Source organism: Lacticaseibacillus parahuelsenbergensis, from assembly GCF_030770265.1.
In the GTDB taxonomy this organism is placed as follows: domain Bacteria; phylum Bacillota; class Bacilli; order Lactobacillales; family Lactobacillaceae; genus Lacticaseibacillus; species Lacticaseibacillus casei.
The window spans coordinates 1,599,618-1,624,771 of sequence record NZ_CP132482.1; the positions used below are offsets into that span (position 1 = coordinate 1,599,618).

Consider the following 25,154-nt stretch of genomic DNA (forward strand, 5'->3'; position numbering starts at 1 on the left):
TTGGCCGCGACAATGATTACACACTGACTGTCATTTGCTAGCTAGTTGTCGACTTTTTGACCGATACGATCGCGGCTGTAAATGATCGCAACTTGGCCTGCTGTCCAACTGACCGTAAACGGTTCGTTTCCAATGAATTCGTTTGACGCCCACGCGTAAGGAAACGCACCGTCCCACGCTTTCAGAGGATACTTGGCACCAATGATCGTCAAAGCCGTCACGGGCGTTAAATTAATAACCGCCACGTAGCGATAACCCGGTAACGGCTGAATTTCGTGTTTTCCCGGACCGTAATAATCGACGCGATTTTGCTCGTCCAGAAGATGGATCCGTTCAATGTCATCAAGAAAACGCGGCTGAAGTGGCAAAAACAAGTTGGACAAAAAATGATCCAGTCGGCCGCCGGTTGCCCCGATCAGTGTCACTTTGTCTGCGGAAAAATCCGTTAAGGCCGCCTTTACCGCTAGTTCGGTATCCGTATCGTCTTTTGCCGACGGGACTTGCTCAATCTTTTGAACACGCTCTCGAACTAATTGAAATTCGCTCGCTGTTAATGAGTCAAAATCGCCGACTGCCAATACTGGCTTAATACCTGCTTTGACCAATCGCAGGGTGCCTCGATCAACCCCGATCCATTCGCCGACTAATTGTTGCCAGTCCTCTGAGAGATTCTCATGCGGTCCGCCAGCCATGATATTGACGTCTGTCATTTGACCGCCTCGCGCAGTGCCGTGATTGCGTCACCGACATTTGGTGCGCCGAACACATAGGAACCTGCCACAAAGATATCGGTGCCGGCTGCTGCGGCCGCCTTCACTGTCTGGTCGTTAATCCCGCCATCAACTTCGATGTCAAAATGCAAATCACGTTCCTGTCGAATTTTGTGCAGTCGCGCAACCTTATCAACCATTGGCGTCAGAAACTTCTGCCCACCGAATCCGGGATTGACCGTCATCACCAAAACCTGGTCGACAAGGGGCAACACTTCATCCAGACTGCTCAATGACGTCCCAGGATTCACCACCACCCCGGCACGAACACCGGCAGCACGAATATGTTGCAAGACACCATACAGATGGCTGGTTGCTTCTTCGTGCACCAAAATCGTATCGGCACCGGCCTCGGCAAATTGCGGCGCCCAGACACCCGGATCGCTCACCATAAGATGCACTTCCAGCGGCAGATTCGTTACTGGACGCAACGCCTGAACAACCAATGGGCCAAACGTCAAATTACCGACAAAATGGCCATCCATAACATCAACATGCAACAAATCCGCCCCTGCTCCCTCGACTTTTTCAACATCGCGAGCTAAATGAGCAAAATCAGCACTTAAAATTGATGGGGCAATTTTCATAGGAATCCCTCCGTGAGCGCGAGCCAGCGCGGTCAGAAGCCGGAGTGTAAGTGGCCATTGCGACCAAGGTCCTTACACGCAGGCTTCTACGCTGGCGAGCGCGTTAATGTGAGCGTGAACCGCGCGCTTAAAAGCCAGTCCACGCATGATCGATTACTTTTTCTTATAAACCGGGCGCTTACCGCTTAATTCTTCGCGAAACTGCAAATAATTTTCATAGCGACTCGCCATGATCTTGCCAGCGGCCAAAGCTGCCTTGACTGCACAATGTGGCTCGCTGACATGTTGACACCCGCGAAACTTACAGTTGGGTGCCAAGGCAACAAATTCAGGGAATCGGTCGCGTAAATCATCTAGGGTCACGTCTAGCAAGCCAAGCGATGAAAACCCCGGAGTGTCAGCCACTAGCCCGCCATGGATCGGATACAAATCTGTTGTCCGCGTCGTATGCCGCCCGCGGTTCAACGCACGACTGATAGACGCAGTCGCCAAATCCAGTCCCGGCACCAAGTGATTGATCAAAGTCGATTTTCCTGACCCCGTTTGGCCAGTGAAAATCGTCAATTTATCCGCAAAGCTAGCCTGAACCTGCTTTAAAACCGCCTGATCAAAAACATGCTCCGGCGCAAAAACAGCGTAGCCGATCGCTTGGTAGCCTGTCAATGATGTTCGAATCTTTTCCAGTAATTTGGCAGGTGCCAAATCGGTTTTGGTCAAATAAATCTCGGCATGAATCGCGTGACCTTCGAGATAAACCAGAAAGCGATCCAATAAATTCAAGGAAAAGTCCGGTTCAACGGCGGAGGTAATCAGTAAGGCCTGATCCACATTAGCGACTGGCGGACGGGCCAGCGCATTTTGGCGTGGCAGGATCCGTAAAAGATAACCTTCATCATCCCCATGACCGGGTTGGAAGGCCGCAAAGTCGCCAACCAGCGGTGTGATGTTATCATTGCGCAGACTTCCACGGCCACGGGTGCGATAAACTGTCTCACCGACCGCAATATCATAGTACCCACTAATTTGTTTAATGATTCTTCCGGTTAATTCATCACTCATTGGGTAATATTTGCCTCCTGCGCAATCACTGTGCCATCCCGAACAACGCGGTAGCTGCCGGGATACTTCTTGCTAACCTGCAACGTAATCGTGACTTGGTCATCTGCCGTGATATTGAATGTTTTATTGATGTCACTGATATTGTGTGTCTTATCACCAATAAAGACCTGAATGCCATTTGGTGTCACGCCACTGCTGCTTGCGCTGGCACTCGCGCTACCGGAAGCAGCAGATGGTGCCTGGTACGGAATCGAAATAGTTTTTGAAACGGTTTTGACTTCATCAGGGTCTGCACCTTGGGAAATGGTGACATTCACGGTGGCTCCGGATTGAACCTGTGTCCCTGCAGCCGGGTTCTGACTAATCACCATGCCAGTATCGACCGTGTCGGAGTAAGCTTGACTGATGACAATCTTTAAACCGACCTCATTAGCATAGTCACGTAAACTCTTTTCTGTATATCCGGTAAGGTCACGCAACGCAAACGACGTGTTGACCTTCTTGACTCTAACCGGCTCGGCAACTTCAAACGTGATCGTTGTCTTGCTGGCGATCACTTTTTTCCCTGGCTTTATACTTTGAGACAGAATCTTGCCTGCAGCCGCTTCGTTTGTTTTAATCAGCTTCTCTTTCACAGTCACGCCCCGTTTTTGCAGGTCAGACTTGGCATCGCTGTAATCCTGCCCAACATAATTATCCAGCGTGATTCGCGGTTGTCCCCGACTTAAAATCAGGTTGACGCTCGACGACTCTTTCACGCTGACTTGCCGTTTAGGATCAGAATCGATGACTAAATCCTTATCCACCTTGGTTGAGTATGCATAGCGGTACTTTCCGACCTTCAACCGCGCACTTTTAAGCGCAGTTTTGGCTTGAGCAGTTGTCATACCGCGTAAATCGGGTACGGTTACGTCTGCCTTTTGATTGGCCGTCACAACGCCAATCCCGATCAGCAACAAAAGAACCACGGCTGCACTGATAGCCACAATAAGCCAGCGGCGGCGCTTCTTTTTAGGCCGGTTCTCAGGAGCAGCTTGACTAGCGGGCTGATCCGCCCCGCCATCAGAATTGTGCGGCGGAGTTGGGCCATTAGGAACGATCGGCACAACTCGCGTTTCATCCAAATCGTCCTTAGGAATCACGTACTTGGCTTCATGCGCTCGGGCAGGACTCAAGGCAGTGTTCAAATCGCTGGCCATGGCCTCGGCACTGGTATACCGATTGGCAGGATTCTTGGCAGTCGCTTTGAAGACAACATTCTCGAGGGCTTGCGGAATATGAGGATCAAACGCTCGAACTGAAGGAACCTCTTCCTGAAAATGCTTCAACGCAATTGAGACCGCTGAATCACCTTCAAACGGAACCGACCCCGTCAGCATTTCAAAAAGAATGATCCCGAGCGCATAAATGTCGCTTTGTCGCGTGGGCATACTCCCCCGAGCCTGCTCAGGGGAAAGATAATGAACCGATCCCAATAACGAATTGGTCATCGTCATGGAATTTTCCGATAGCGCGACAGCAATCCCGAAATCAGTAATTTTGGCATGCCCGTTTGCATCAATCAAAATATTCTGCGGTTTTAAATCGCGGTGAATAATATTGTGATCATGAGCCGTTTGAACCGCAGACAGAATTTCTTCCATCATATCGACAACGCGCTGATACGGAATCGGAAAATGCTCAACGATATAATGCTTTAAATCAGAGCCTTTAACATACTCCATGACCAGAAACTGCTGACCATGGCTTTCACCCACATCATAAATCGACACGATATTAGGGTGCACCAATTCGCTGGTCGCCATGGCTTCACGTTGAAACCGCCGAACCGTGTCAGGATCGTTTTGTAAATCAAGTCGCAAAACCTTGACCGCAACGTCACGATCGAGGATAAGATCGTGCGCTAAATAGACGTTGGCCATGCCGCCTTCGCCTAATGTTTTGATGAGCTTATAGCGTTCATTTAAAATCGTCCCCGGCTCGATCATGACGGTTCCCTCCGATCCTGATGAATGATCAAGGCGCTAATATTATCCGGTCCACCAGCGGCATTGGCTTGAAGAATCAATTCCTGGGCCTTGCTGCCAATCGGCATATCCTCGCGTAAAACCGCCGCAATGCTTTCGTTGTCAACCATATTGGTTAGGCCGTCTGAACAAAGCAGCAGGTAATCATCATACTCCATGTCGTAGATCGTTACGTCAGCGTCAACATCGCTGCTGACCCCTAAAGAACGGGTGATCACATTCCGTTGCGGAAAGCGTTTGGCCTCTTCAGGCGTCAGTTCGCCATGTTTCACCAGCTCGTTGACCAAGCTATGATCCTCAGTAATCTGAATCAGATGTCCGTTACGATAAAGGTACCCGCGCGAATCACCGATATTGGCCACGACAAACCGTGAGCCACTGATAATGACCGACACCACGGTTGTTCCCATGCCAGACAGATCAGTGTATTGCTTGGCTTTTTGTAAAATCATGTCATTTTCTTGTTGCAACTCAAAAATAAGCCAACGCACGATTGACTCGATTTCCGCCGTATCGGTCTTTTCAAACGCATAGCCAAGATGCGAGACCGCCATTTCACTGGCAACATCGCCGCCGCGGTGGCCACCCATCCCATCAGCCACTAAGGCAAACGTTGCGTCGGATTTGTTCTTGAAAATGCCGACATAATCCTGATTATTTGGTCGCCGCCGACCGATGTCCGTGCGATAAGCAAACTCCATACATACCCCTCATTTACGGCGAATCATACTGGCAATGAAAAAGCCGTCGGTATCATAATCGTCTGGAAATAGTTGCAGTGCCGGTGCCCCATGCGCCTTGGTTAATGGCTTGAGCGTCAAAACCGGCACCTGTTCAAATTCAGGATGAGCAGCCAAAAATTGCGCGACAACATCCTGATTCTCCTCTTTCACCATTGTACATGTACTATACGTCAGGCGGCCACCGATTTTTAATGTGGGCGCCACGCTATTAAGAATCGCCAACTGAATCTGTTGTAAATGGCGCGGATCATCAGCCTGTTTGGTGTACTTGATTTCCGGTTTACGGCGAATCAGTCCCAATCCGGAGCAAGGCGCATCAACTAAAATCTTGTCAAATGATTCAGGAGCAAAAGTTGTATCAACTTGCCGTGCATCCAACATTTGGGCAGAAACCCGATCAGCTAATCCCAAACGATTGGCATTTTGTTGAACTAGCCGAATCTTGTTGGCATGGAGGTCCAATGCCGTAACACGTCCTCCTTGATCAGGATCAAGATACTGGGCAATGTGGGTCGTTTTGCCACCAGGAGCCGCACATGCATCCAACACTGCATCACCTGGCTGAATATCCAGACTCGGCGCCACCAACATCGAACTTTCATCCTGCATGGTGTAATCCCCTGCAGCAAATTCCGGCGTGCCCGCCAAATGTCCGCCGGGAGCAATCAAGCCGATCGGCGTCAGCGGGCTTTCCCGTAGTTCAGGAAAGCTCGGCTGTAAGATTTTCAGCAAAGCATCTGGCGTTGTTTTAGTGGTATTGACGCGAATGGACGCATGCGCAGGCTGATTGATGGCCGCCAGTACGCTGGCTGTTTTGGCGACACCCAACTGTTCCTGTAGTTTCTTGACAAGCCAAAGCGGCGTGCTGCTGGTGATAGCAAGTCGCTCGATGGGATCGCTAATGCTTGCAGGATCCGGGAAACCGGTACGCTGTGCTTGCCGCAGCACCCCGGTCACAAACTTGGCAATGCCTTGATGGCCCAGTTGTTTGGCGATTTCGGTGCTATCAAAAAAAACTGCCCGCGCCGGCACTTTATCTAAATACTGTAGTTGATAGACCGCAGTTTGCAGCAAACACCGAACCCAAGGATCCAGTTGGCGATTTTTGACGAACGGGTGCAACAGATAATCTAAGGTCAATTGATGCTGAATCACCCCATAGACAATGTTGGTCAGCAAACCAGCATCCCGACTGTCAAGCCGATACTTAGTGATGATGTGGTCAAGGGTCAGATTGGAGTAACCGCCTTTGCCCACAACGCGGGTCAACGTCTGGACTGCCAGCAATCGCGGATTATTTGGCTTCATCAGTGATCACCTGCTGTCCGACTGTCAAATCACGGCCAGGACCATTTAGATAATCGGCAATATGTTGTTTGCCTTTACCGGCCGGCTGCAATTCGTCAATTTGAAAAGTGGTCTGATCTCCAGCCGCCACCACCAATTGATGCTTGCTGCGTTCTACGACACTGCCAGCAGGCAAATCCGTTTTTTCGGCCAATGGCGTCACTGCCCACAGTTTCGTTCGCTGGCCATTCATGTAAACATAGCCGCCCACATCAGGCCGAAGCGCACGCACCCACTGATCCAAGGCCTGCGCCGGTAAGTGAATGTTGAGATGTTCCTGTTCTTTGGTAATCGTTGGCGCAAACGTCACTTTTTCCGGATCCTGCGGGGTGCGGGTTGCTGTGTTGTCAATAATCTTCGGCAGTGTTGCCAACAACAAATCGCGGCCCAACAACGACAGCTTAGCAAAAACGGTGCCGGTATCATCTTGGCGGGTTAGTGGTAACTTAGCTTGAGCAAACATGTCACCGGCATCCATTTTCTTCACCATCTCAATAATCGTCACGCCGGTTTCGGCATCACCGTTGATAATGCTATATTGAATCGGCGCGCCGCCGCGATATTTTGGCAGCAAAGAGCCATGGACATTGACCGCCGCGATGCGTGCCGCCTGTAGAAACTTGGTCGGCAGAAACTGCCCGTAAGCCGCCGTTACAATTAAATCAGGCGCCAAAGCAATTGCCTTAGCTAATTCGGGACTGCCGCTAAGTTTTTCCGGCTGTAACACGGGGATGTCATGGGCGACGGCAGCCTGCTTAACCGGACTGGCAGCCACCTTCTGCTTACGGCCGACTTTTCGATCCGGCTGGGTCATGACCGCCACAACATCATAGTTTTGGTCAATCAGACCTTCTAGAATGGGTACCGCAAAATCGGGGGTGCCTAAGAAAATTACTGAAGTCATATTTTCCTCCAAACCTTAAGTTCGTTAACAAGATACTAACGAATCGGTTGTTGTTTTTTTACACAAATGAAAGTGGTTCGGGATCAATCGTCACCTGAAAGCCTTGACGACTGCTTTGTTGGGTTTCTTCAAGAATGTGTTGCAATGTTTCAGCCAACGTCGGCTCATGCTTGTATTTTAAAACGATCTGATAAATATAGCGATTTTTCAAACGGGCAATCGGTCCGGGCGTCGGGCCAAGCATGATCACTTGATCGGATAACCGATCGCGTAGCTCCTTTGCCAGCGAAAAAATGGCTTTAGCAGCTTGGGTTTCATCGACATGACTGACACCGATCTTAGTCGAAAAGAAGTACGGCGGATAGTTGCCTTGATGACGAACCGCCATTTCCTGCCGAAAGAAGCCTTCATAATCCTGGCGTTTGGCATACTGAATGGCATAATGATCCGGGTTAAAGGTCTGCACAAATACTTCACCGGGCTTATCAGCGCGCCCGGCACGGCCACTGACCTGCGTCAACAACTGAAAAGTCTTCTCACTTGCTCGAAAATCCGGCAAACCTAGCGCTGTGTCGGCATTAATCACGCCAACCAATGTTACGTCAGGGAAATCCAATCCTTTGGCAATCATTTGGGTGCCTAACAAAATATCTGCCTGGTGGGCCCCAAAAGCATTCAAAATCCGCGCATGACCACCTTTGCGCCGTGTGGTATCGACATCCATACGCAAAATCCGTGCATCTGGCAGCAACTTTTGCAATTGTGCTTCCACTTTTTGCGTACCGGTGCCGAAGTAACGGATTTTATCCGAGCCACACTGCGGGCAGTGCCGCGGAATGGCTTCTTCGTGGCCGCAATAATGACACTTCAACGTGTGCGTATCCATGTGTAACGTGAGGCTGATGTCGCAGTTAGGGCACTTTGCAACATAACCGCAATCCCGACACATAACAAAACTCGAATAACCACGGCGATTCAGCAGCAACACACTTTGCTCATGACGCTGCAGCCGTAACTTCAAAGCGTCCAACAGCGGCGCGGAAAAGTCTTCTTGCCCACCTTGCGCAAAGCTTTCACGCATATCCACAATGTGAACCGGTGGTAACGGTTGATCATTGATTCGATGCGGCAACCGTAACAGTGTATAGACGCCTTTTGCCGCTCGGGCACGTGATTCCAGTGAAGGCGTTGCGGAGCCTAAAACGACCGGTGCATGATGAATCTGCGCCCGTTTTAACAAGACGTCACGTGCATGGTAACGTGGCGAGGAGTCTTGCTTATAACTGGTTTCGTGTTCCTCATCCATGATGAAGACGCCAATATGCTTCAACGGCGCAAAAGCAGCAGAGCGGGCGCCGACGACCACTTGGGCTTCGCCGCGGGCAATTCGCCGCCATTCGTCGTACTTTTCACCATCTGACAAGCCTGAGTGCATCACCGCCACGTGCATGCCAAACCGACCTTTGACGCGATCCACCATCTGTGGCGTGAGCGCAATTTCGGGAACCAGCATCAAGGCTGTCTGCCCAGCCGCTAGCACTTGGGCAATCACCTGAAGATAGACTTCAGTTTTACCGGAACCGGTGACGCCTTCCAACAAGAACGTCTCAGGTTCCTTAGCTTTAACGGCCGCGTTAATGGTTTTGACCACTGCCTGCTGCTCGTCTGTGAGCGGCAGTGGTTGCGTCAACGGTTGATGCTGGAGTTGTGGATATGGATCTCGGTAGGTTTCATGCGCTTCTAGTTTTAGCCAGCCTTTTGCCGCTGCCTGATTAATAACCGATTTTGTCAGGTGATGGCGATGCTCCACTTCCGTTAACAAGGGGCGCTGATGTTCCGCCGACCAGGTTTTGATGAAGGAAAGCAGTTCCAGCTGTTTGACGGCGTTTTTGCGTACCTGATTTTTTTGCTCCTCAGCCTGCTCAGGTGACAACTGCGGCACAAGATAAAAGACCTTCTTGACCCGCGCTCGATCTTTTTTGATGTAAGAAATCGCCACTTTGCCGGCCTGGGCCAACTTCATCAGCGCAATCTGTTGCTCGTCACTTAACGTATTCATGGCGACGCTATCCGCTTGACCGAAGTACCGCGTGCGCTCATCAGCAGACAATCCCAGTGGTTCGGCTACCTTGACGGCATCGATCTTCAGCATCGCTGGCAGCATCGTCTGCATGCAGGCAATCCAAAATGAATAGGTGGTTTCTGCCAGCCATTTGGACAATCCTAGCATTTCGTGATTAAGCACCGGTGCCGGATCGAGTACATCCAGGAGTGGCTTAAGTTCGCCATCATATTGACTTTGATTGGCAATGGCCACAACCATGCCGCTGACTTTGCGATCGCCTTTGCCAAATTGCACCCAAACCCGCATGCCTGCTTGAAGTGCACCATCCAAACGTTGTGGCACCAGGTAATCAAACGGCCGATCAGTTTGCATGGTCGGAACATCCACAATCACTTTAGCAATCGTTGCCAAGCGCTCACCCCTTTTGTTTCGGTAACATCGTTGCTAACTGTTTGATCAGTGCGACGGCCACTTGTTGCTTGGACATCTCCGGTAATGTCACTGGCGGTTGGTTTGGCCGCAATAAAGTCACAGCATCCGTATCGGCATTGAACCCGTGCGTTGCATCAACCGCATTGGCAACGATCATATCTGCTTTTTTCTTCGTTAGTTTGACTTGAGCATTGGCCAATAAGTCATTGGTTTCGGCGGCAAATCCAATTACTAACTGATGGGTTTTCTTTTGGCCTAACGTCGCCAGAATATCCGGATTCTGAACTAAGGTCAATGTTAAGCCGCTATTGGCGTCAACCTTTTTCAATTTATGGTCACTAATGGTCGGTGCCCGGTAATCCGCCACCGCTGCCGCCATCACCACAGCATCGGCCTCTTCAAACTCAATCATAATGGCATCAGCCATCGACTGAGCGCTTGTCACCGGTTTAACCGTCACGCCAGGAACAACTGGCAATTGCTTCGTTGTGACCAGCGTGACTGTAGCCCCGGCACCAGCCGCTGCATTGGCAATAGCGGTACCCATTTTGCCAGATGAATCATTGGTTAAAAAACGTACCGGATCCAATCGCTCCTTGGTGCCCCCGGCTGACACGATAATATGCCGGCCTTTTAGCAGCGGTTCATCAAGGCTTTCGATGTAAAGGGCAATCTGGTCTGGCTCTGGCATTCTGCCAACGCCGACATAGCCTTCTGCTAACTGACCGGTTGCCGGTGGCAGTAAAAGATATCCTTGCTGTGCGGTTAGCTTGGTTATATTGTGTTGTGTTTGCGGATTTTGCCACATTTGATCATTCATAGCCGGCACCATGAGCTTGGGTGCGGCCATTGCTAACAAGGTTGTCGTCACAACGTTATCGGCCATGCCTGCCGCCAGTTTTGCCAGGGTATTCGCCGTGGCTGGCACAATAACGCCTAAGTCGGCCCAACGAGCCAAAGCTACGTGGGCAACATGTTCGGGATGGTCAAATTCATGTCCATCCGTCAAAACGGCGTGCTTGCTAACAATCGCAAGCGTTTCCGGCGTGACAAACTTTTCAGCACTTGTTGTCATTGCAACGCGCACATCATGGCCTGCTTTTACTAACGCCCGGACCAGCAACGGCGTTTTGTAAGCAGCAATGCCGCCAGTGACAAACAGGGCTATCTGTTGCTTCTTCATGAGGCACCCCTTTTACTTCTGTATTCTTAGGTTCATTATAGCAAACAGTGAGCGGCATGCTTGCATGGTTGCGAGAACCGAGCGTCAGAGTCTGGATTACCGATTTCCAAACGCTCCTGCTCGCGCTCAACAAAAAGAGGCAGTGGACTTTTTTGCAGTGTCCCTGCCTCCTTTTCCTATTGGCGCAAACCCAAATGGATGAACATCATGGGTGCTTATGCTTGTTCCTTGTGATCCAGCTTTTCAGCATCGCGTTCAAGTAACTTGGACTTTGGATCGATGACCACGTCACCCGCGGCAATTTCTTCAAGTGCTTTGCCGACACTCTTGTCAGATTTATAATCAGACAACATTTTCAGATCCCCAGATTCGAGTTCATGAGCGCGTTTTGCGGCCAAGACCGCTAGCGAATAGCGTGAAGGTACTTTTTCCAGTAACTTGTCAATAGAAGGATAAATAATCATAATGAAGCTCCTTTTTGTCATAATAGCTGCTCTGCCGCGGCGAGCAGTCAGCCTGTCCTTATCTGGCTAAGTCGGCACTTGCCAACATGCCTTTGTAACGATCAATCACGCGTGGCACCCGTAAATGTTCGCTTTCAATGATGCGTTCAATCCGTTTTACAGCCAAATCAACCTTGTCATTGACCACGGCATAATCGTAGTTCTCCATCATCGTGATTTCCGAAGCTGCCTTGCGAATGCGTTTATCAATCGTTTCATCGTCATCGGTACCACGGCCTTTTAGCCGATGGCGCAACTCACCTAAGTCTGGTGGCGTCAAGAAAATAAAAACGCCATTGGGACATTTTTTGCGCACTTGCATAGCACCATTGACTTCGATTTCAAGTAACACATCACGCCCGGAATCAAGCGTCTCATTCACATATTTCAGCGGCGTACCATAGTAGTTATCCACGTACTTCGCATATTCCAGCATACCACCTGTCGCAATTTCGTGCTCAAACTGCGCCTTGGTTCTGAAATAATAATCAACCCCGTCAACCTCACCGGGCCGCATTTGGCGTGTCGTCATTGAAATTGAATATTGAAAATCCCGATAGTTACCATTCAGCATGGCCTGCCGAACTGTTCCTTTGCCAACGCCACTAGGGCCAGACAAAACAATCAGCATCCCCCGTTCGTGCATGTGTGAACCTCTTTCGTTAAGTATTACCAAACATTTTGCACTTTTTCGACGCTGATTTCAACTGCTTCATTGATGTGGTAACAAAAACTGTCGACCGCAAGCGATATTGTCTTAAGTAAGCAGTTAGCCAAAGTGTCACAAAAACTGTAACCTCTTAGAAGATACATCTAGGAGGAATCACATGAAGAAGGTTGTCTTAACAATGAAAGAAGAAGAACGTTACCGAGTCATCAAAGCAGTGGTCAATGGTAAGACCTCCGTGCAACGCGCAGCCGTTAAGCTCAAGCGCTCCGAACGAACCATCTACCGATTGATCAAGCTTTACAAGCAACAAGGCAAAGACGGCTTTATCCATGGCAATGCCGGTCGTGAGCCCGCCAACAAACGCAACGCGCAACTCGAACGCCAGATTATTCGTCTGTACACCAACAAGTATGCCGGATTCAACATCGCCCATTTTCACGAGTTCTTAACCACTGCCGAACAAATCGCCATCTCCGAATCCTCACTCCGGCTCTTATTCAGACACCACCACATTCTCTCACCCAAAGCCCATAAAGCCACCAAGCGCCGAGTCAAGCGTGAATTAAAAGAAAAAGAAAAGAAGTCCAAGCTCCTATCCAAACGTGATGAAGCCACCTTGTCAGCCATCGAGGTCGTTGAAAACATCAAAGCCCATCCAGAACGTCCTCGGAAACATTATTCTGGTGAACAGGTACAAATGGATGCTTCCTGGGAGTATTGGTTTGGTACTCAAAAAACCACCTTACACGCAGCCATTGATGATCAGTCCGGGAACGTTGTCGGCGGCTACTTTGCCAAACAAGAAACACTCAGCGGCTATTATCATGTGTTTGCCCAAGTCCTTCGCGATTATGGCGCTCCAGCAGAATTCCTAACGGATCGGCGCACCGTGTTTAACAGCAACAAAAAAGAGGGCTCACCTTCGACCGAGAACCCTCTTACACGTTTCGGTTATGCCTGCCAGACACTTGGAACAGAACTTTCGGTCACCAGTATTCCGCAAGCCAAAGGCCGCATAGAACGTCTTCTGGAGACTTTTCAAGATCGGCTCACAAGTGAACTGCGGTTGCATAACATCACCACAATCGCAGATGCCAATCGGTTTTTGGTCGGCTTTATCAAGCGTTACAATGACCGCTTCGCATCTACCATCAAAAGTAGCATGTCGGTGTTTGATAAGCAACTAACACCCAAGGAAATTGACAATATTTTGATCATTGCCAATGAACGCAGCATCGGCCACGGACATTGTGTTCGCTTTGATAACAAACGCTATCTGCCACACCGGAATGGCGAATTGGTTTATTTACCCCCGCATACAAAGGTCTTAGTCATCAAAAGCTTCACGGGCAGACTTTATATGACCACTGATGATGACCAGGTGTACGACCTTTTCTGTGTGCCAAAAGAACAGTTCATGTCAGCCAAATTCGATCTTACGCCAGCTGCGGCACCAACTCCTAAACGAACCAAGAAAATCCCGGCAATCACGCATCCGTGGCGCCGCGCTAACTATCGCGATTACCTTGATTCTCTTGGCATTAACAGGACAAGGGTTAAACAGTTGGTCGCCGAACGATATCCATACAAGAATTCACAAGCGATTCAAGTCTAATTAGGATCATCTCGCGTCCAGTTTTCGGACGCATGTTTTATGGAATTTACTGTCAAAGTCGAAAATCGCTTGACACTGCTTCATTGATGTGGTAACAAAAACGTCATGCGGGGTAACGCTTTTTTGGCATCCTGACGACCCAATTCCAACATGGCAGCGATGGCACTTGGCCGAAAATCAAAGAGCTGCGGCAACCGGCGACTGGGTTTTAGATAGCAATCGCCGTGATCATGACCGATGCGGCCAATGCCTTCACCACTAATCGCCACGACAAAATCAGCACCGATATCTCTGGCAAGATCAACCGGTAAATCATTGACCACGCCACCATCCACAAAATTAACGCCTTGTCGTTTGATCGGCGTGAACACACCCGGCATCGCACTTGATGCTAATAACCATTCTCTGGCATCCACGGCATCAAGCACGTCTAACCTAGTGACATGAGCTTTAAAATCCGGCAGCGAGGTTGTCACAACCAGCACCGCTCGATCATCGCGTTTCGGCATCTTCAGCATTTGATCAAGCAGTGGAACAAAATTCCGCCGTGCAAACACCGGTCCGGTCATTTTGCGTGCCGTAAAATATTGCCACCAGCGGGCTAATTGGAATGGCGTCATGCGGGCTGTTGCCGCCGCGTTAATGGCTCCGATTGAAGAACCGATCACAAAAGTCGGTGCCAGTTGCGGACCCAAAACAGTCCACACACCTGCCTGATATGCGCCATGCGCCGCGCCACCACCGAAAACAACTGCAAGGGTCAAACTAACGCACCTCCGTTTGCACATCACCTTGTAACTGAAGCGATCGTAAGTTAAAAAAGTAGTTGCAAGTTTGAACACATGTTCGTATAATGAAGTTACAAACAAATGTTCGGAGGCTTGATCATGGAAAATAAATCATCAGCACTGCAAAGCGTCACCCAGCATCTTGTGGCTTCTTATCGCGAAATATTCGATCTGGCAGCGCCCACTGCTCGCATGCCAATGCATCAGGTGGATCTTTTCATTGATCAGGCCATGCAGCGTCACTATAAAGTGGCACTCTTCTTTAATCACGAATCGGCACCGTTTGTTGGTCACATTATTCGGACGCTCGGCAACAACCGCTTTCTAGTCAAAGCATACCACAGCAACGTTTTCCGCGTCATGACCAGCACAAGTGTTAACTTCATTAAACGCTTTGATTAATAGACCTGTCCTAGTTCCTGTTATGTTGAACAGTAGAAGTTGTGTATTAGAAGCTAAAGATGCGTCTCTAAAGTCGCCTAGTTGGATTATGGCTGTCATCGTGCATTTACCGCACAGATAAACCATTGCATTCAAATTAAAATCGCCCGCAAAGACAAAAATTATATCTTGCGAGCGATTTTTTGCTATTCAGTTCCGTAAATGTACATCACTTAATGGCTAAGCCTGGACGCCGAACGAGATCATGTCCGACCGTGTTTGAACTCATCGGCCATTTTCAACAACTCTTCGGCGTGTTCGACCGTTAGTTTGGTGATCTTTTCACCAGCCAGCATACGGGCAATTTCATCGACCCGTGCTTTAGCCGTTAGTTTGTTAACTTGCGTGGTGGTTCGCCCGTCATGGACGTTTTTACTGATCACATACTCGTGGTCCGCCATAGCAGCGACCTGTGGCAGATGCGTAATGCAAAGAACCTGCGAAGATTTGGCAATGAGGCTGATTTTATTGGCAATTGCCTGGGCAACTCGACCGGATACCCCAGTGTCAACTTCATCAAAGATAATGGCTGTCACACCTTCGGATCGGGCAAAAATCGTTTTCATTGCCAGCATCAAGCGCGACAGTTCGCCACCTGAGGCAATTTTAGCCAGCGGTTTTGCTTCTTCACCTGGGTTTGTCTGGATATAGAAAACTGCTTCGTCCAAACCATCTGGCCGAAAATCTTTGGCCTTCGTGAAATGAACCGAGAAGACTGTTTTATCCATGTATAGCGATGCTAGCTGTTCATGAATCGCTTTGGTCAGTTGTTTGGCCGCCGCATGCCGCCGCTTGGACAAGGCTGACCCCAGTTTTTGCAACTGCGCGCGGGATTCTTTCAAAGTACTGTCTAGATCTTCAACCGAGGTTTCGGCCTGCTCCATCTGACTTAATTCTGCGGCCGCACGCTTACCATAGGCAATGACTTCATCAAGCGTTTCACCGTATTTACGTTTGAGTTGATTAAATAAATCAAGGCGCTTTTCAACTTCATCAAGCCGACCCTCATCAAACTCCTGATCATCAAGCTCGTTAGATAAATCATTTTGGACATCCTGCAAACTGTAATAGGCACTTTGCAGATTATCGGCGATGGCCGCAAAATCAGGATCCAAATCCGCAATACTTTGCATACTCGACATGGCTTGGCCGATTTGGTCAAGCGCATTAACCTCTTCGTCGCTTAGCAATGCATAACTTTCCTGTAACGCTGAATTAATTTTTTGAAAATTGGCGAGGCGTTCCCGCTCGGTACTTAAATCCGTATCTTCATGCGGATGCAGATCTGCACTTTGAATTTCATTAACCTGGAATTTCAGCATGTCCAGCCGTTGTGCCCATTCCTGTTCGTTTGCCTGTTTTTGCTTGACGGCCTGTAAGGTGTGTTGGTAATTGTGATAAACCTCGGCATACTGTTGCCGAATTTTCAGCAAATCATCACCAGCAAAGGCATCCAACAAACCTAAGTGCGTTTCGGAATGCATTAACTGCTGATGTTCGTTTTGACCATGAATGTCGACCAGCGTCTCGCCGATAGCTTTTAACGTGGCAGTATTCACCAAATGTCCATTGACGCGGCAAACATTACGTCCACTGCGGAATAGTTCCCGCTGTAATAAGACCGTGTCTTTTTGATCCGGATCCATGACCCCGTATGCCTGCAATTTGTCTTCAGTAGCCGGATTTGCTTGCGCGTCAAACAAACCTTCCAAGCTGGCTTTGGCGGTGCCGGTCCGAATGAAGTCCACTGATCCGCGCCCACCGGCAAGCAGACCAACTGCATCAATAATGATTGACTTCCCGGCACCGGTTTCTCCTGTAAGCGCCGTCATCCCCGGCTGAAAACTCAATGCCAGGTTGTCAATGATGGCAAAATCATGAATTGCTAACTCTTGTAACATTGCTTCACCCCACCATTGCCTCAAGTTCAGACAACACTGCTGACGCATATTGCGCCGACCGACAAATAATCAAAATTGAGGCATCACCACTAATCGTTGCAAAAATCCGTTGATCATCCAACTGCTCAATTAATGTTTCAACTGCTGCCGCCGTCCCCGGTAACAAGGCTAAATGGACAAAGTTATCCATGGCTTCGCCCCACTTCATCGCCGTTACAAGCGTCCGCTTCAATTTGTCAGTTGCCGGAAGCTGCTTTTCAACTGGCATACTGTAGCGATAGTGGCCTTCCCCTGCTGGCACTTTAATCAACTGCATTTCTTTGATGTCGCGTGAAATAGTTGCTTGGGTTACCGGAATGTTCAGGTCGTTAAGACGCGCCACCAAGTCTTCTTGCCGCTCAATGGGCTCATCCCGAATTAACCGCTGAATGGTTGCTTGTCGTTCACGCTTGCGCATATGCTCACCTCTATCAAAAATGGCATCCCAGTAGCTCAGAATGCTTTAGCTCTAGCATAGCGCATGCACTGCAGGGTTGCCACGGTTTTGCATAAATATACATTAAGGACGTTTTAATTCGGCATAAGCAGCCTTCAATGTTGCCTCAATGTCTACAGTTGGCGCGACTTTACCCGGGATTTGTTCGGCATTTTGTAAATGAATTAAAAATTCAATATTGCCTTCGCCGCCTTTAATCGGGCTATAGTCTAATCCCAAAACGTTGTAACCAGTCGCACTGGCAAAATCAACGATCATTTTTAAAACATCGCGATGCACCTGGGGATCACGGACAATGCCGTGCTTGCCAACATGGGCTGGGCCTGCTTCAAACTGCGGCTTAATTAACGCAACCGCATGGCCATTGGGAATCAGAATTGCTTTTAGTGGCGGTAAAATCAACTTCAATGAAATAAAGCTAACATCCGTCATCGCAAATTCAACCGGGCCATCAGTAAAATCTTCTGGTTTGCTGTAGCGAAAATTCACGCGTTCCATCACTTTGACTCGCGGATCTTCCCGTAATTTCCACGCCAACTGATTATAGCCGACATCCAAGGCATAGCTCATCTTGGCACCATTTTGTAACGCAACGTCAGTGAAACCGCCCGTTGAAGCACCGATATCCAAAACCGTTTTGCCGGTTAAATCAAGGTGAAACGATTTCAAGGCTTTTGCCAGTTTAAGCCCGCCGCGACTGACATACGGCATTTTTTTACCTTTCACGTGCAAAATCGCATCGCCTGGGATCTTGACACCGGGCTTGTCCAAGCGCTGGTTGTTCTGATCATAGACCTCACCAGCCATGACCGATCGCTTTGCTTGTTCGCGGGATTCAAAAAGTCCCTGTTCAACCAGCAGGACATCGACTCGTTCTTTTTTGACTTTTTCCATTATTTCAACACCGCCAAAATCGATTGTAGCGTCGCCGCATCGACGGTTAAGCTCTTTAACGCTGCATCAGCTTGCTGAATTTGAGTTACCAACGCCTGCTCGGCACCTTTTAGTCCAAGTAGCTCGGGGAAGGTGTTTTTATGTTCGGCAACGTCCTTATCCGCTGTTTTGCCTAACTCGGCAGTTGTTTTGGTGACATCGTTAATATCATCCTTGATCTGAAAACCGAGACCAAAAGCAGCCGCAAAATCTGCCAAGGCCGCCTGATCAGCTTCGGGGATCGTTACGAATACGGTGCCCATCGCCACTGCGGCTTGAATCAAGGCACCGGTTTTAGCTTGGTGCATGTGCTTCAGTGTCGCCAGATCATAGTGGACCCGCTCACCATCCATATCCAGTACCTGGCCTTCAACCATCCCAGAACTACCAGCCGCTTCAGCAAGAATCTGAATCAACGCAGCGCCTTTATCCGGATAATGTTGACTCAATAAGGCAAAAGCATCGGTTAAAAGTGCGTCACCTGCCAAGATCGCCAACGCTTCGCCAAACTGCTTGTGATTCGTCGGTTTGCCGCGGCGCAGATCATCATTATCCATCGCGGGTAAATCGTCATGAATCAGTGAATAAGTATGCACATATTCAAGCGAGGCGGCAGCAGGCAGTGCCTCAGCAACCACACCATCATACATGGCAACCACGCTCAATAACAGAAGCGGACGCAATCGCTTACCACCTGCATCGACAGAATAAGCCATTGCCGCGCGCAAATGCGGGTTAGGTACCTGTGCTAGTGTTTCATCTAATGTATGTTCAACGGCTGTCCGCCATTGACTTAAGATCGGATTCATTGTTGGCCTTCTTTAGGTTGAAAAGGTTGGGTAGTGCCATCGTCACTCACCATTTCTGTCACCGTCTTTTCGGCTGACTTCAATGTTTTTTCGAGTTCCTGACTCAATTTCACGCCAGCTTTAAATTGATCCAAAGCTTTTTCAAGTGGTACATCGCCTTGCTCCAGTTGATTGACAATTGCTTCAAGTTGGGCAAGTTTTTCTTCAAACGTAGGTTCAGCCATGATTCTTCTCCTTTGTTGTCACATGAGCGCCAATTTGACCATCCGCAACATGAATGTGAATGTCGGCACCGACCGCATAGTCATCTGTCTTTTTGAGCATCTGCCCGGTGTCATCTGTCACGTAAGCAAATCCCCGGCCCAGTATCTTCAATGGGCTCAAATGGTCCAGTCCAAGCGCCGCATTGGCCACCGCTTGACGCTTAGCCTTTACAACACTGATGACTGCCCGATCTAGACGGTGTTGATCATCGAGCAGTTGCCGTTTGAGGTTCACGACTTTTATCAGTAATTGCCGCCCATCAAGTTGCTGCGTCGCCATGGCCAGACGATGGTCATTTTCGCGCAATTGATTGACCATACTTTGATTAAGTCGCTGCCGCAATTGATCAACGCGTTGCACGTACTGGTCGTACAAACGATCAGGCTGGGTTAAGACGACGCTTTCTGCAGAGCGCTGCAGTCGGCTGGCAGCATTTTTGAGGCGGTTGTGCATCGCATTGACCAGACGCACACGATCTTCCGAGATGCGATTAAGTGCGTCTACCAGCGTCACCGGCGTTACGATTTCCGCAGCAGCCGTTGGCGTCGCCGCCCGCCGATCGGCAATGAAATCCGTAATGGTTGTATCGGTTTCATGGCCGACCGAACTGACAATCGGAATCGGCATGTCGACTAAAGCCCGCGCCACTTTCTCTTCGTTAAACGGCCACAGGTCTTCAATCGAACCGCCGCCGCGGCCGATAATGACGGCATCGAAGTCTGACATCGCCTTAATGCGGTTCAACTGTTTGACAATCGAATCCGCTGCCTGATCGCCTTGGACAACCGCCGGAAAAAGAGTCAGCTGTAGAATCGGATAACGGCGCGCCACAGTGGTCATGATATCCTGAATCACCGCACCACTGGGACTGGTCACAACCGCCACGCGTTTAGGAAACAACGGCAACGGACGTTTATTGCGATCAAATAGCCCCTCACCAGCAAGCTTTTTCTTTAACTGTTCAAAGGCTTGGTAGAGTGCGCCAACGCCGTCCGGTTCCAACCGTTCCACAATCAGCCGGTATTCACCACTTGGTTCATACAGACTAACGCGGCCAACTGCCAGAACCTTCATGCCTTCTTCAAGATTGAATTGCAACTTGCTAAAAGCATTGCGGAACATCAAGGCGCCAATCTTAGCGTGATCATCTTTGAGCGAAAAATATTGATTGCCCACCCGTTTACGATAGTTGGAAATTTCACCGGTTAAATAAACCTTGGCCAGATAAGGATCGGCATCGAATTTACGTTTTAAATATTGGGTTAGTGCGGTGACACTTAAGTACTGGTCAGTATCAACCATGCAATCGCCTCTTCGCCAGTTCAACCGTTTGAGCCATTAGCGAGGCAATGGTCATTGGTCCTACGCCACCCGGTACCGGTGTTAAAGCACCAGCAATAGGCTCAACCGCTTCGGCATCAACATCGCCGTGCAGTTTACCATCAGCTCCGCGCGAAATACCGACATCAATAACCGTTGCCCCGGGTTTAACCGCATCAGCGCCAATAAAATGCGGCACGCCAATGGCAACAACCAAAATATCCGCTTCACGGGTTAACGCTTTAAGGTCACGGGTTTTACTGTGGGCAATGGTCACCGTCGCATCGTGATTCACCATCAGACCAGCGAGCGGCCGGCCGACAATGTTCGAGCGGCCAACAATGACCACCCGCTTACCGGTGACATCAATCTGATAGGCATCTAACAGCGCCATAATGCCATAAGGGGTCGAAGCCACAACAGTCGGTTCATTGGTCCACAAGCGGCCCACACTCACCGGGCTAAAGCCATCCACGTCTTTATCGGGATCGATTGCATTAATCACGACCTGTTCATCCAGTTGCTTGGGCAATGGCAGCTGGACCAGAATGCCATCCACATCGGGATCCTGATTCAATTCAGCTACCTTTGCCAATAAGGTTTCCTGAGAGGTTTCTTCTGGCAACTTAAACATTAAGGAACGAACCCCGATTTCCTCGGCGCGCCGTTGTTTGTTACGCACATAAACCTGGCTGGCCGGATCCGATCCCACTAAAATGACTGCAAGTGTTGGCGTCACACCTTGTTGCGCCAAACCAGTCACTGTCTGTTGAAGTTCACTAAGAATGCGTTTTGAAACTACCTTGCCATCCAATCGCGTTGCCACAAAAACCACTCCCCATTTGATTAGCATTGTCTGATATAACAACCAATGTTCGGTTCCTCGATCGCGTCAAGTACCGGTATAAAGCAAAAACCGGCCAAAGTAATTGTCTTTGACCGGTTAACTTACGCTTTCGGCGATGCTTCAATAAAATTAGCCAAAATGCCATTGACAAACTTAGCAGATTGGTCATCGCTGTAACGTTTGGCCAAATTGATGGCTTCATTAATTGCCGCAGCTTCCGGCATCGCTTCTTCATAGCGAATTTCATACAAGCCCAAGCGCAGAATCATTAAATCCGGTTTGGTCAAACGACTCAGCGTCCACCCCTTTTTAAGCTGAGGGGTTAAGGCAGCATCCAACGCCTCCTGATGCGTCAAGACGCCTTCCACCAATTCACTTAAATAAGGCGGCACTTCAGTATCTTTAGGTAAAACTTCTGCGTATACGGCGCTTTTATCTGCTTCCGGATTCGTTGCCAACGCAAAAAGCGCTCGAAAGGCAGCTTCACGGATCGCGTGTCGTGATTCCATGTTAATCGTCATCCTTGCTGCTCGTTGTCGATGGTTCATCAGTGTCGTCATCTTTAAACAGATCATCCGGATTGACTTTTTCCGTCTTTTCAGGGATGACGCCAACGACATGCACATTCACTTCGCTTAACGTCAAATCCGTCATAAAGAGTAACTGTTCACGTAGCTGTTCTTGCATGGCCAAAGCCACTTTCGGAACGGAGACACCATAATCCAGATAAACGTAGACATCAGCCGTAATCTTATCATCGGCAACTGTAACACTAACGCCTTTACCGTGGTTGGCACGGCCAAACCAGGCGTTAATTGAAGAGCCTAATGTACCGCGCATTTGATAGACACCGTCTACCTGACTCGCAGCAATGCCCAAAATGACTTCCAAAACTTCAGGAACAATTTCAATGGTCCCTTGGGCATCCGTCCGATTTGCTAATATGATATTGGTTTCTTCAGCCATCGCGAGAACCCTCCTAAGCCTTAATTATTGGCACGTGAAATGTAAGTACCATCATCCGTGTTAATCGTCAGTACATCGCCAGTGTTGATGAAAAACGGCACTTGAACGACTAGTCCGGTTTCCATGGTGGCTGGTTTTGAACCGCCGCTGCTGGTATTACCGCGAATGCCTGGCTCGGTTTCCTTAACCGTTAAGTCAACGGTTTTCGGCAACTCAATACCCAGGGTTTCATTGCCGTGCATGATAATTTTAACATTCATGTTTTCTTTTAAATAATTCAACTGGTCGCGAATCTCATCGCCAGGAAGTGTCAGTTGATCGTAAGTATCGGTGTCCATGAATACGTAATTATCGCCATCGGCATAAAGGTACTGCATGTTTTTACTGTCGATCTGCGCTTTTTCAACCTTTTCAGTTGATCGGAACGTTTTTTCCTGTACCGCACCCGTGCGCAGGTTCTTCAAGGTTGAGCGAACAAATGCCGAACCCTTGCCTGGCTTAACGTGTTGAAATTCAACGATTCGCCATAGGTCACCGTCGACCTCAATCGTCAAACCATTCTTAAAATCATTAACAGATATCATGAACTTCCTCCATACATTCAGTTGTAAGCTAAATCTATTCTAGCAAGCGGTGAAGATGCTTGCAACAGCCATGCCACGTGGACGGCTTCACAGTACCAGTAACTCAGCTGGCGCCGGTTGACTAAGACTCTGATTACCGTCTGCAGTCACGACCAAATCGTCTTCGATTCGGACACCGCCAAGATCCGGAACATAGATGCCGGGTTCATCGGTCACGACATTGCCCTTTGCGGCTGGTACATCGAGATAAGGACCCCAGGCGCCAGGGCCTTCATGAATCGACAAGCCAATGCCATGTCCGGTACCATGGCCAAAATATTGACCATAGCCAGCGTCATTAATTGCGTTATGCGCCAAGTCATTAATCGTCCGGCCCATGACACCCGGTTTCAAAGCCTGTTGCACTTTTTGATTCGTCGCATAAACAATTTGGTAAATCGTCTTAAGCTTGGCATCCGGTTCCCCGACTGCAAATGTCCGCGTCAAATCGGACATGTAGCCGTGATAGATGCATCCCCAATCGAGGGTCACAATATCCCCTTTGGCAATCTTCTTTTCCGTTGCGGAACCATGTGGCATTGCCGAACGCGTACCGGAAGCTACGATTGTTTCAAACGAGACATTGCTGGCACCAAGTTGCCGCATGAAAAAGTCCAAATCATTGGCGATATCAATTTCCCGCATGCCAGGTTTGATCGTATCAAGAACATGCTGGTACCCCTTTTCGGCAATGGCAACCGCCTTTTTGATCAAGGCCAGTTCCTCATCGTCTTTGACTTCGCGTTGGGTTTCAACAAAGTCACGGGTTGGCACCAGTGTTCCTTGTGTTAAAAGATCAAAGGCTTCATAATCGGCATAATTCAGGTGAACGGCTTCAAAACCAATGCGAGTCAACTGCAATTGGTTGGCTAAATCACCTGCCGTTTTAAACAACCCATCCTGATGCAACACCAACTTGGCATTATGTACCTCTTGCTTAAACTGCTCGGTAAACCGGGAATCCGTTATAAAATAAGCTTTCTCCGGCGTCACCAGCAAGGCGCTTTCTTCACCGGTAAAACCTGTCAAATAAGTAACGTTGGTGGCATCGGTAACAAAAAAGCCATCTAATTTCTTGTCCAGAATCCGCGCCTGTAATGCTGTCATTCGATCCATCCAAACCACTCCTTATTGACGTCATTTTAAAATTTTGAAAAAAAGACGCCCCGATTACCGGGACGTCATCAATATTTATTCAGCAGCTGCTGCCGGATAAACTGAAACCTTCTTCTTGTCACGGCCGAAGCGTTCAAACTTGACAACGCCGTCAGCAGTCGCAAACAAGGTATCGTCGCCGCCGCGGCCAACGTTTTCACCAGGATGGATCTTGGTACCGCGCTGGCGATACAAGATGTTGCCTGCCTTAACGAACTGACCATCGGCACGCTTGCTACCTAAACGCCGGCCTGCAGAATTACGGCCGTTAGATGTTGAACCGCCACCTTTATGGTGAGAGAAGAATTGCAGATTCATCTTTAACATAACGTACACCTCCGAGAATTAATTTTGTTTTAATTGTTTTGTCGTAATCAAAATGCGATCAGGATATTGATCTTGGATGCTTTGTAATTCAAGCAATAAATTTTCCAACAAAATCTGACTAATGTGCAACTGTTCGCCAGTGATTGCCGACTTAAGTGTCATTTGCAGATGGCCGCCATGGACCTCATCCGCATCAACGTCAGGCTTAAAACCCGCCAGCGCTTCGACACCATTGACGGCGCCGATACTCACAGCCGAAACAGCAGCACAGACGATATCCTTGCCGGTTTTACCGGCATCGGCATGGCCACTCAGTTCGAAACTGACGATATCGCCATGCTCATCGCGATGAAAAATTGCCTTGATCATAAACTGACCT

Annotated in this window: 27 protein-coding genes; 2 read left to right on the forward strand and 25 right to left on the reverse strand. The window is 49.0% G+C overall.

What is annotated here, in order from left to right:
- Window positions 1–41 precede the first annotated feature (41 nt).
- The 11 genes from LACPH_RS07500 to gmk form a co-directional block, all read right to left on the reverse strand.
- Window positions 42–710, reverse strand: a complete 669-nt coding sequence (locus tag LACPH_RS07500; RefSeq protein ID WP_306386527.1) for a thiamine diphosphokinase — start codon at window positions 708–710, stop codon at window positions 42–44.
- Complete coding sequence (gene rpe, locus LACPH_RS07505; RefSeq protein ID WP_306386528.1) at window positions 707–1,357, reverse strand: ribulose-phosphate 3-epimerase; 651 nt, start codon at window positions 1,355–1,357, stop codon at window positions 707–709. The genes LACPH_RS07500 and rpe overlap by 4 nt, the downstream gene beginning before the upstream one ends.
- Before the next feature lie 153 nt (window positions 1,358–1,510).
- On the reverse strand, window positions 1,511–2,416 hold the full coding sequence (rsgA, locus tag LACPH_RS07510; protein WP_010488012.1) for a ribosome small subunit-dependent GTPase A: 906 nt from the start codon (window positions 2,414–2,416) through the stop codon (window positions 1,511–1,513).
- Window positions 2,413–4,404 (reverse strand): Stk1 family PASTA domain-containing Ser/Thr kinase, encoded by a 1,992-nt coding sequence (gene pknB / locus LACPH_RS07515; RefSeq protein WP_306386529.1) that lies wholly within the window; start codon window positions 4,402–4,404, stop codon window positions 2,413–2,415. The genes rsgA and pknB overlap by 4 nt, the downstream gene beginning before the upstream one ends.
- Window positions 4,401–5,144, reverse strand: a complete 744-nt coding sequence (locus tag LACPH_RS07520) for a Stp1/IreP family PP2C-type Ser/Thr phosphatase (protein ID WP_047106281.1) — start codon at window positions 5,142–5,144, stop codon at window positions 4,401–4,403. The genes pknB and LACPH_RS07520 overlap by 4 nt, the downstream gene beginning before the upstream one ends.
- A gap of 9 nt (window positions 5,145–5,153) precedes the next feature.
- Entirely contained in the window at window positions 5,154–6,494 is a 1,341-nt protein-coding gene (gene rsmB, locus LACPH_RS07525; RefSeq protein ID WP_306386530.1) for a 16S rRNA (cytosine(967)-C(5))-methyltransferase RsmB, read from the reverse strand.
- Window positions 6,481–7,437 carry a methionyl-tRNA formyltransferase gene (fmt, locus tag LACPH_RS07530; protein ID WP_306386531.1) on the reverse strand — a complete coding sequence of 319 codons (957 nt, stop codon included), beginning with the start codon at window positions 7,435–7,437 and terminating at the stop codon, window positions 6,481–6,483. The genes rsmB and fmt overlap by 14 nt, the downstream gene beginning before the upstream one ends.
- 58 nt (window positions 7,438–7,495) lie before the next feature.
- Window positions 7,496–9,913 (reverse strand): primosomal protein N', encoded by a 2,418-nt coding sequence (priA, locus tag LACPH_RS07535; protein WP_306386532.1) that lies wholly within the window; start codon window positions 9,911–9,913, stop codon window positions 7,496–7,498.
- Window positions 9,914–9,917: 4 nt separating this feature from the next.
- On the reverse strand, window positions 9,918–11,117 hold the full coding sequence (gene coaBC / locus LACPH_RS07540) for a bifunctional phosphopantothenoylcysteine decarboxylase/phosphopantothenate--cysteine ligase CoaBC (protein WP_049169488.1): 1,200 nt from the start codon (window positions 11,115–11,117) through the stop codon (window positions 9,918–9,920).
- A 215-nt stretch (window positions 11,118–11,332) separates the two neighbouring features.
- On the reverse strand, window positions 11,333–11,581 hold the full coding sequence (gene rpoZ / locus LACPH_RS07545; protein WP_010488005.1) for a DNA-directed RNA polymerase subunit omega: 249 nt from the start codon (window positions 11,579–11,581) through the stop codon (window positions 11,333–11,335).
- Window positions 11,582–11,639: 58 nt separating this feature from the next.
- The gene (gene gmk / locus LACPH_RS07550) at window positions 11,640–12,266 is read right to left on the reverse strand and encodes a guanylate kinase (RefSeq protein ID WP_025012432.1); all 627 of its coding nucleotides are present in this window, start codon (window positions 12,264–12,266) and stop codon (window positions 11,640–11,642) included.
- 181 nt (window positions 12,267–12,447) lie between these two features.
- Here gmk and LACPH_RS07555 point away from each other — a divergent pair, with 181 nt between their 5' ends.
- Window positions 12,448–13,905: an ISNCY family transposase gene (locus tag LACPH_RS07555; protein WP_306386520.1), complete on the forward strand. Its 1,458-nt coding sequence runs from the start codon at window positions 12,448–12,450 to the stop codon at window positions 13,903–13,905.
- Between the two features lie 80 nt (window positions 13,906–13,985).
- Here the strand turns inward: LACPH_RS07555 and LACPH_RS07560 are convergent, their stop codons facing one another.
- Window positions 13,986–14,693 carry a patatin-like phospholipase family protein gene (locus tag LACPH_RS07560; RefSeq protein ID WP_049169510.1) on the reverse strand — a complete coding sequence of 236 codons (708 nt, stop codon included), beginning with the start codon at window positions 14,691–14,693 and terminating at the stop codon, window positions 13,986–13,988.
- A gap of 99 nt (window positions 14,694–14,792) precedes the next feature.
- Between LACPH_RS07560 and LACPH_RS07565 the strand changes: the two genes are divergently transcribed.
- Window positions 14,793–15,095: a hypothetical protein gene (locus LACPH_RS07565; RefSeq protein ID WP_306386533.1), complete on the forward strand. Its 303-nt coding sequence runs from the start codon at window positions 14,793–14,795 to the stop codon at window positions 15,093–15,095.
- Between the two features lie 242 nt (window positions 15,096–15,337).
- On the opposite strand, the gene recN is transcribed toward LACPH_RS07565, so the two are convergent.
- The 13 genes from recN to LACPH_RS07630 all read right to left on the reverse strand — a co-directional run bounded on the left by recN (window position 15,338) and on the right by LACPH_RS07630 (window position 25,144).
- Complete coding sequence (gene recN, locus LACPH_RS07570; protein ID WP_306386534.1) at window positions 15,338–17,035, reverse strand: DNA repair protein RecN; 1,698 nt, start codon at window positions 17,033–17,035, stop codon at window positions 15,338–15,340.
- A gap of 4 nt (window positions 17,036–17,039) precedes the next feature.
- Complete coding sequence (locus tag LACPH_RS07575) at window positions 17,040–17,492, reverse strand: arginine repressor (protein WP_010487998.1); 453 nt, start codon at window positions 17,490–17,492, stop codon at window positions 17,040–17,042.
- Window positions 17,493–17,594: 102 nt separating this feature from the next.
- Window positions 17,595–18,425 carry a TlyA family RNA methyltransferase gene (locus tag LACPH_RS07580; protein WP_306386535.1) on the reverse strand — a complete coding sequence of 277 codons (831 nt, stop codon included), beginning with the start codon at window positions 18,423–18,425 and terminating at the stop codon, window positions 17,595–17,597.
- Entirely contained in the window at window positions 18,425–19,273 is an 849-nt protein-coding gene (locus LACPH_RS07585; RefSeq protein WP_306386536.1) for a polyprenyl synthetase family protein, read from the reverse strand. The genes LACPH_RS07580 and LACPH_RS07585 overlap by 1 nt, the downstream gene beginning before the upstream one ends.
- Window positions 19,270–19,497: an exodeoxyribonuclease VII small subunit gene (locus LACPH_RS07590; protein WP_010487989.1), complete on the reverse strand. Its 228-nt coding sequence runs from the start codon at window positions 19,495–19,497 to the stop codon at window positions 19,270–19,272. Before LACPH_RS07590 ends, LACPH_RS07585 begins: the two co-directional genes overlap by 4 nt.
- The gene (xseA, locus tag LACPH_RS07595; protein ID WP_306386537.1) at window positions 19,490–20,839 is read right to left on the reverse strand and encodes an exodeoxyribonuclease VII large subunit; all 1,350 of its coding nucleotides are present in this window, start codon (window positions 20,837–20,839) and stop codon (window positions 19,490–19,492) included. The genes LACPH_RS07590 and xseA overlap by 8 nt, the downstream gene beginning before the upstream one ends.
- Window positions 20,832–21,683 carry a bifunctional methylenetetrahydrofolate dehydrogenase/methenyltetrahydrofolate cyclohydrolase FolD gene (gene folD / locus LACPH_RS07600; RefSeq protein WP_306386538.1) on the reverse strand — a complete coding sequence of 284 codons (852 nt, stop codon included), beginning with the start codon at window positions 21,681–21,683 and terminating at the stop codon, window positions 20,832–20,834. Before folD ends, xseA begins: the two co-directional genes overlap by 8 nt.
- Window positions 21,684–21,805: 122 nt before the next feature.
- Window positions 21,806–22,213 carry a transcription antitermination factor NusB gene (gene nusB, locus LACPH_RS07605; protein WP_010487981.1) on the reverse strand — a complete coding sequence of 136 codons (408 nt, stop codon included), beginning with the start codon at window positions 22,211–22,213 and terminating at the stop codon, window positions 21,806–21,808.
- 1 nt (window position 22,214) lies between these two features.
- Window positions 22,215–22,670, reverse strand: a complete 456-nt coding sequence (locus tag LACPH_RS07610) for an Asp23/Gls24 family envelope stress response protein (RefSeq protein ID WP_010487980.1) — start codon at window positions 22,668–22,670, stop codon at window positions 22,215–22,217.
- 20 nt (window positions 22,671–22,690) lie between these two features.
- Entirely contained in the window at window positions 22,691–23,254 is a 564-nt protein-coding gene (efp, locus tag LACPH_RS07615) for an elongation factor P (RefSeq protein WP_010487979.1), read from the reverse strand.
- 87 nt (window positions 23,255–23,341) lie between these two features.
- On the reverse strand, window positions 23,342–24,409 hold the full coding sequence (locus LACPH_RS07620; protein WP_306386539.1) for a M24 family metallopeptidase: 1,068 nt from the start codon (window positions 24,407–24,409) through the stop codon (window positions 23,342–23,344).
- Between the two features lie 75 nt (window positions 24,410–24,484).
- On the reverse strand, window positions 24,485–24,775 hold the full coding sequence (gene rpmA, locus LACPH_RS07625) for a 50S ribosomal protein L27 (RefSeq protein ID WP_003564659.1): 291 nt from the start codon (window positions 24,773–24,775) through the stop codon (window positions 24,485–24,487).
- 18 nt (window positions 24,776–24,793) lie between these two features.
- Window positions 24,794–25,144, reverse strand: a complete 351-nt coding sequence (locus tag LACPH_RS07630) for a ribosomal-processing cysteine protease Prp (RefSeq protein ID WP_010487974.1) — start codon at window positions 25,142–25,144, stop codon at window positions 24,794–24,796.
- Window positions 25,145–25,154 lie beyond the last annotated feature (10 nt).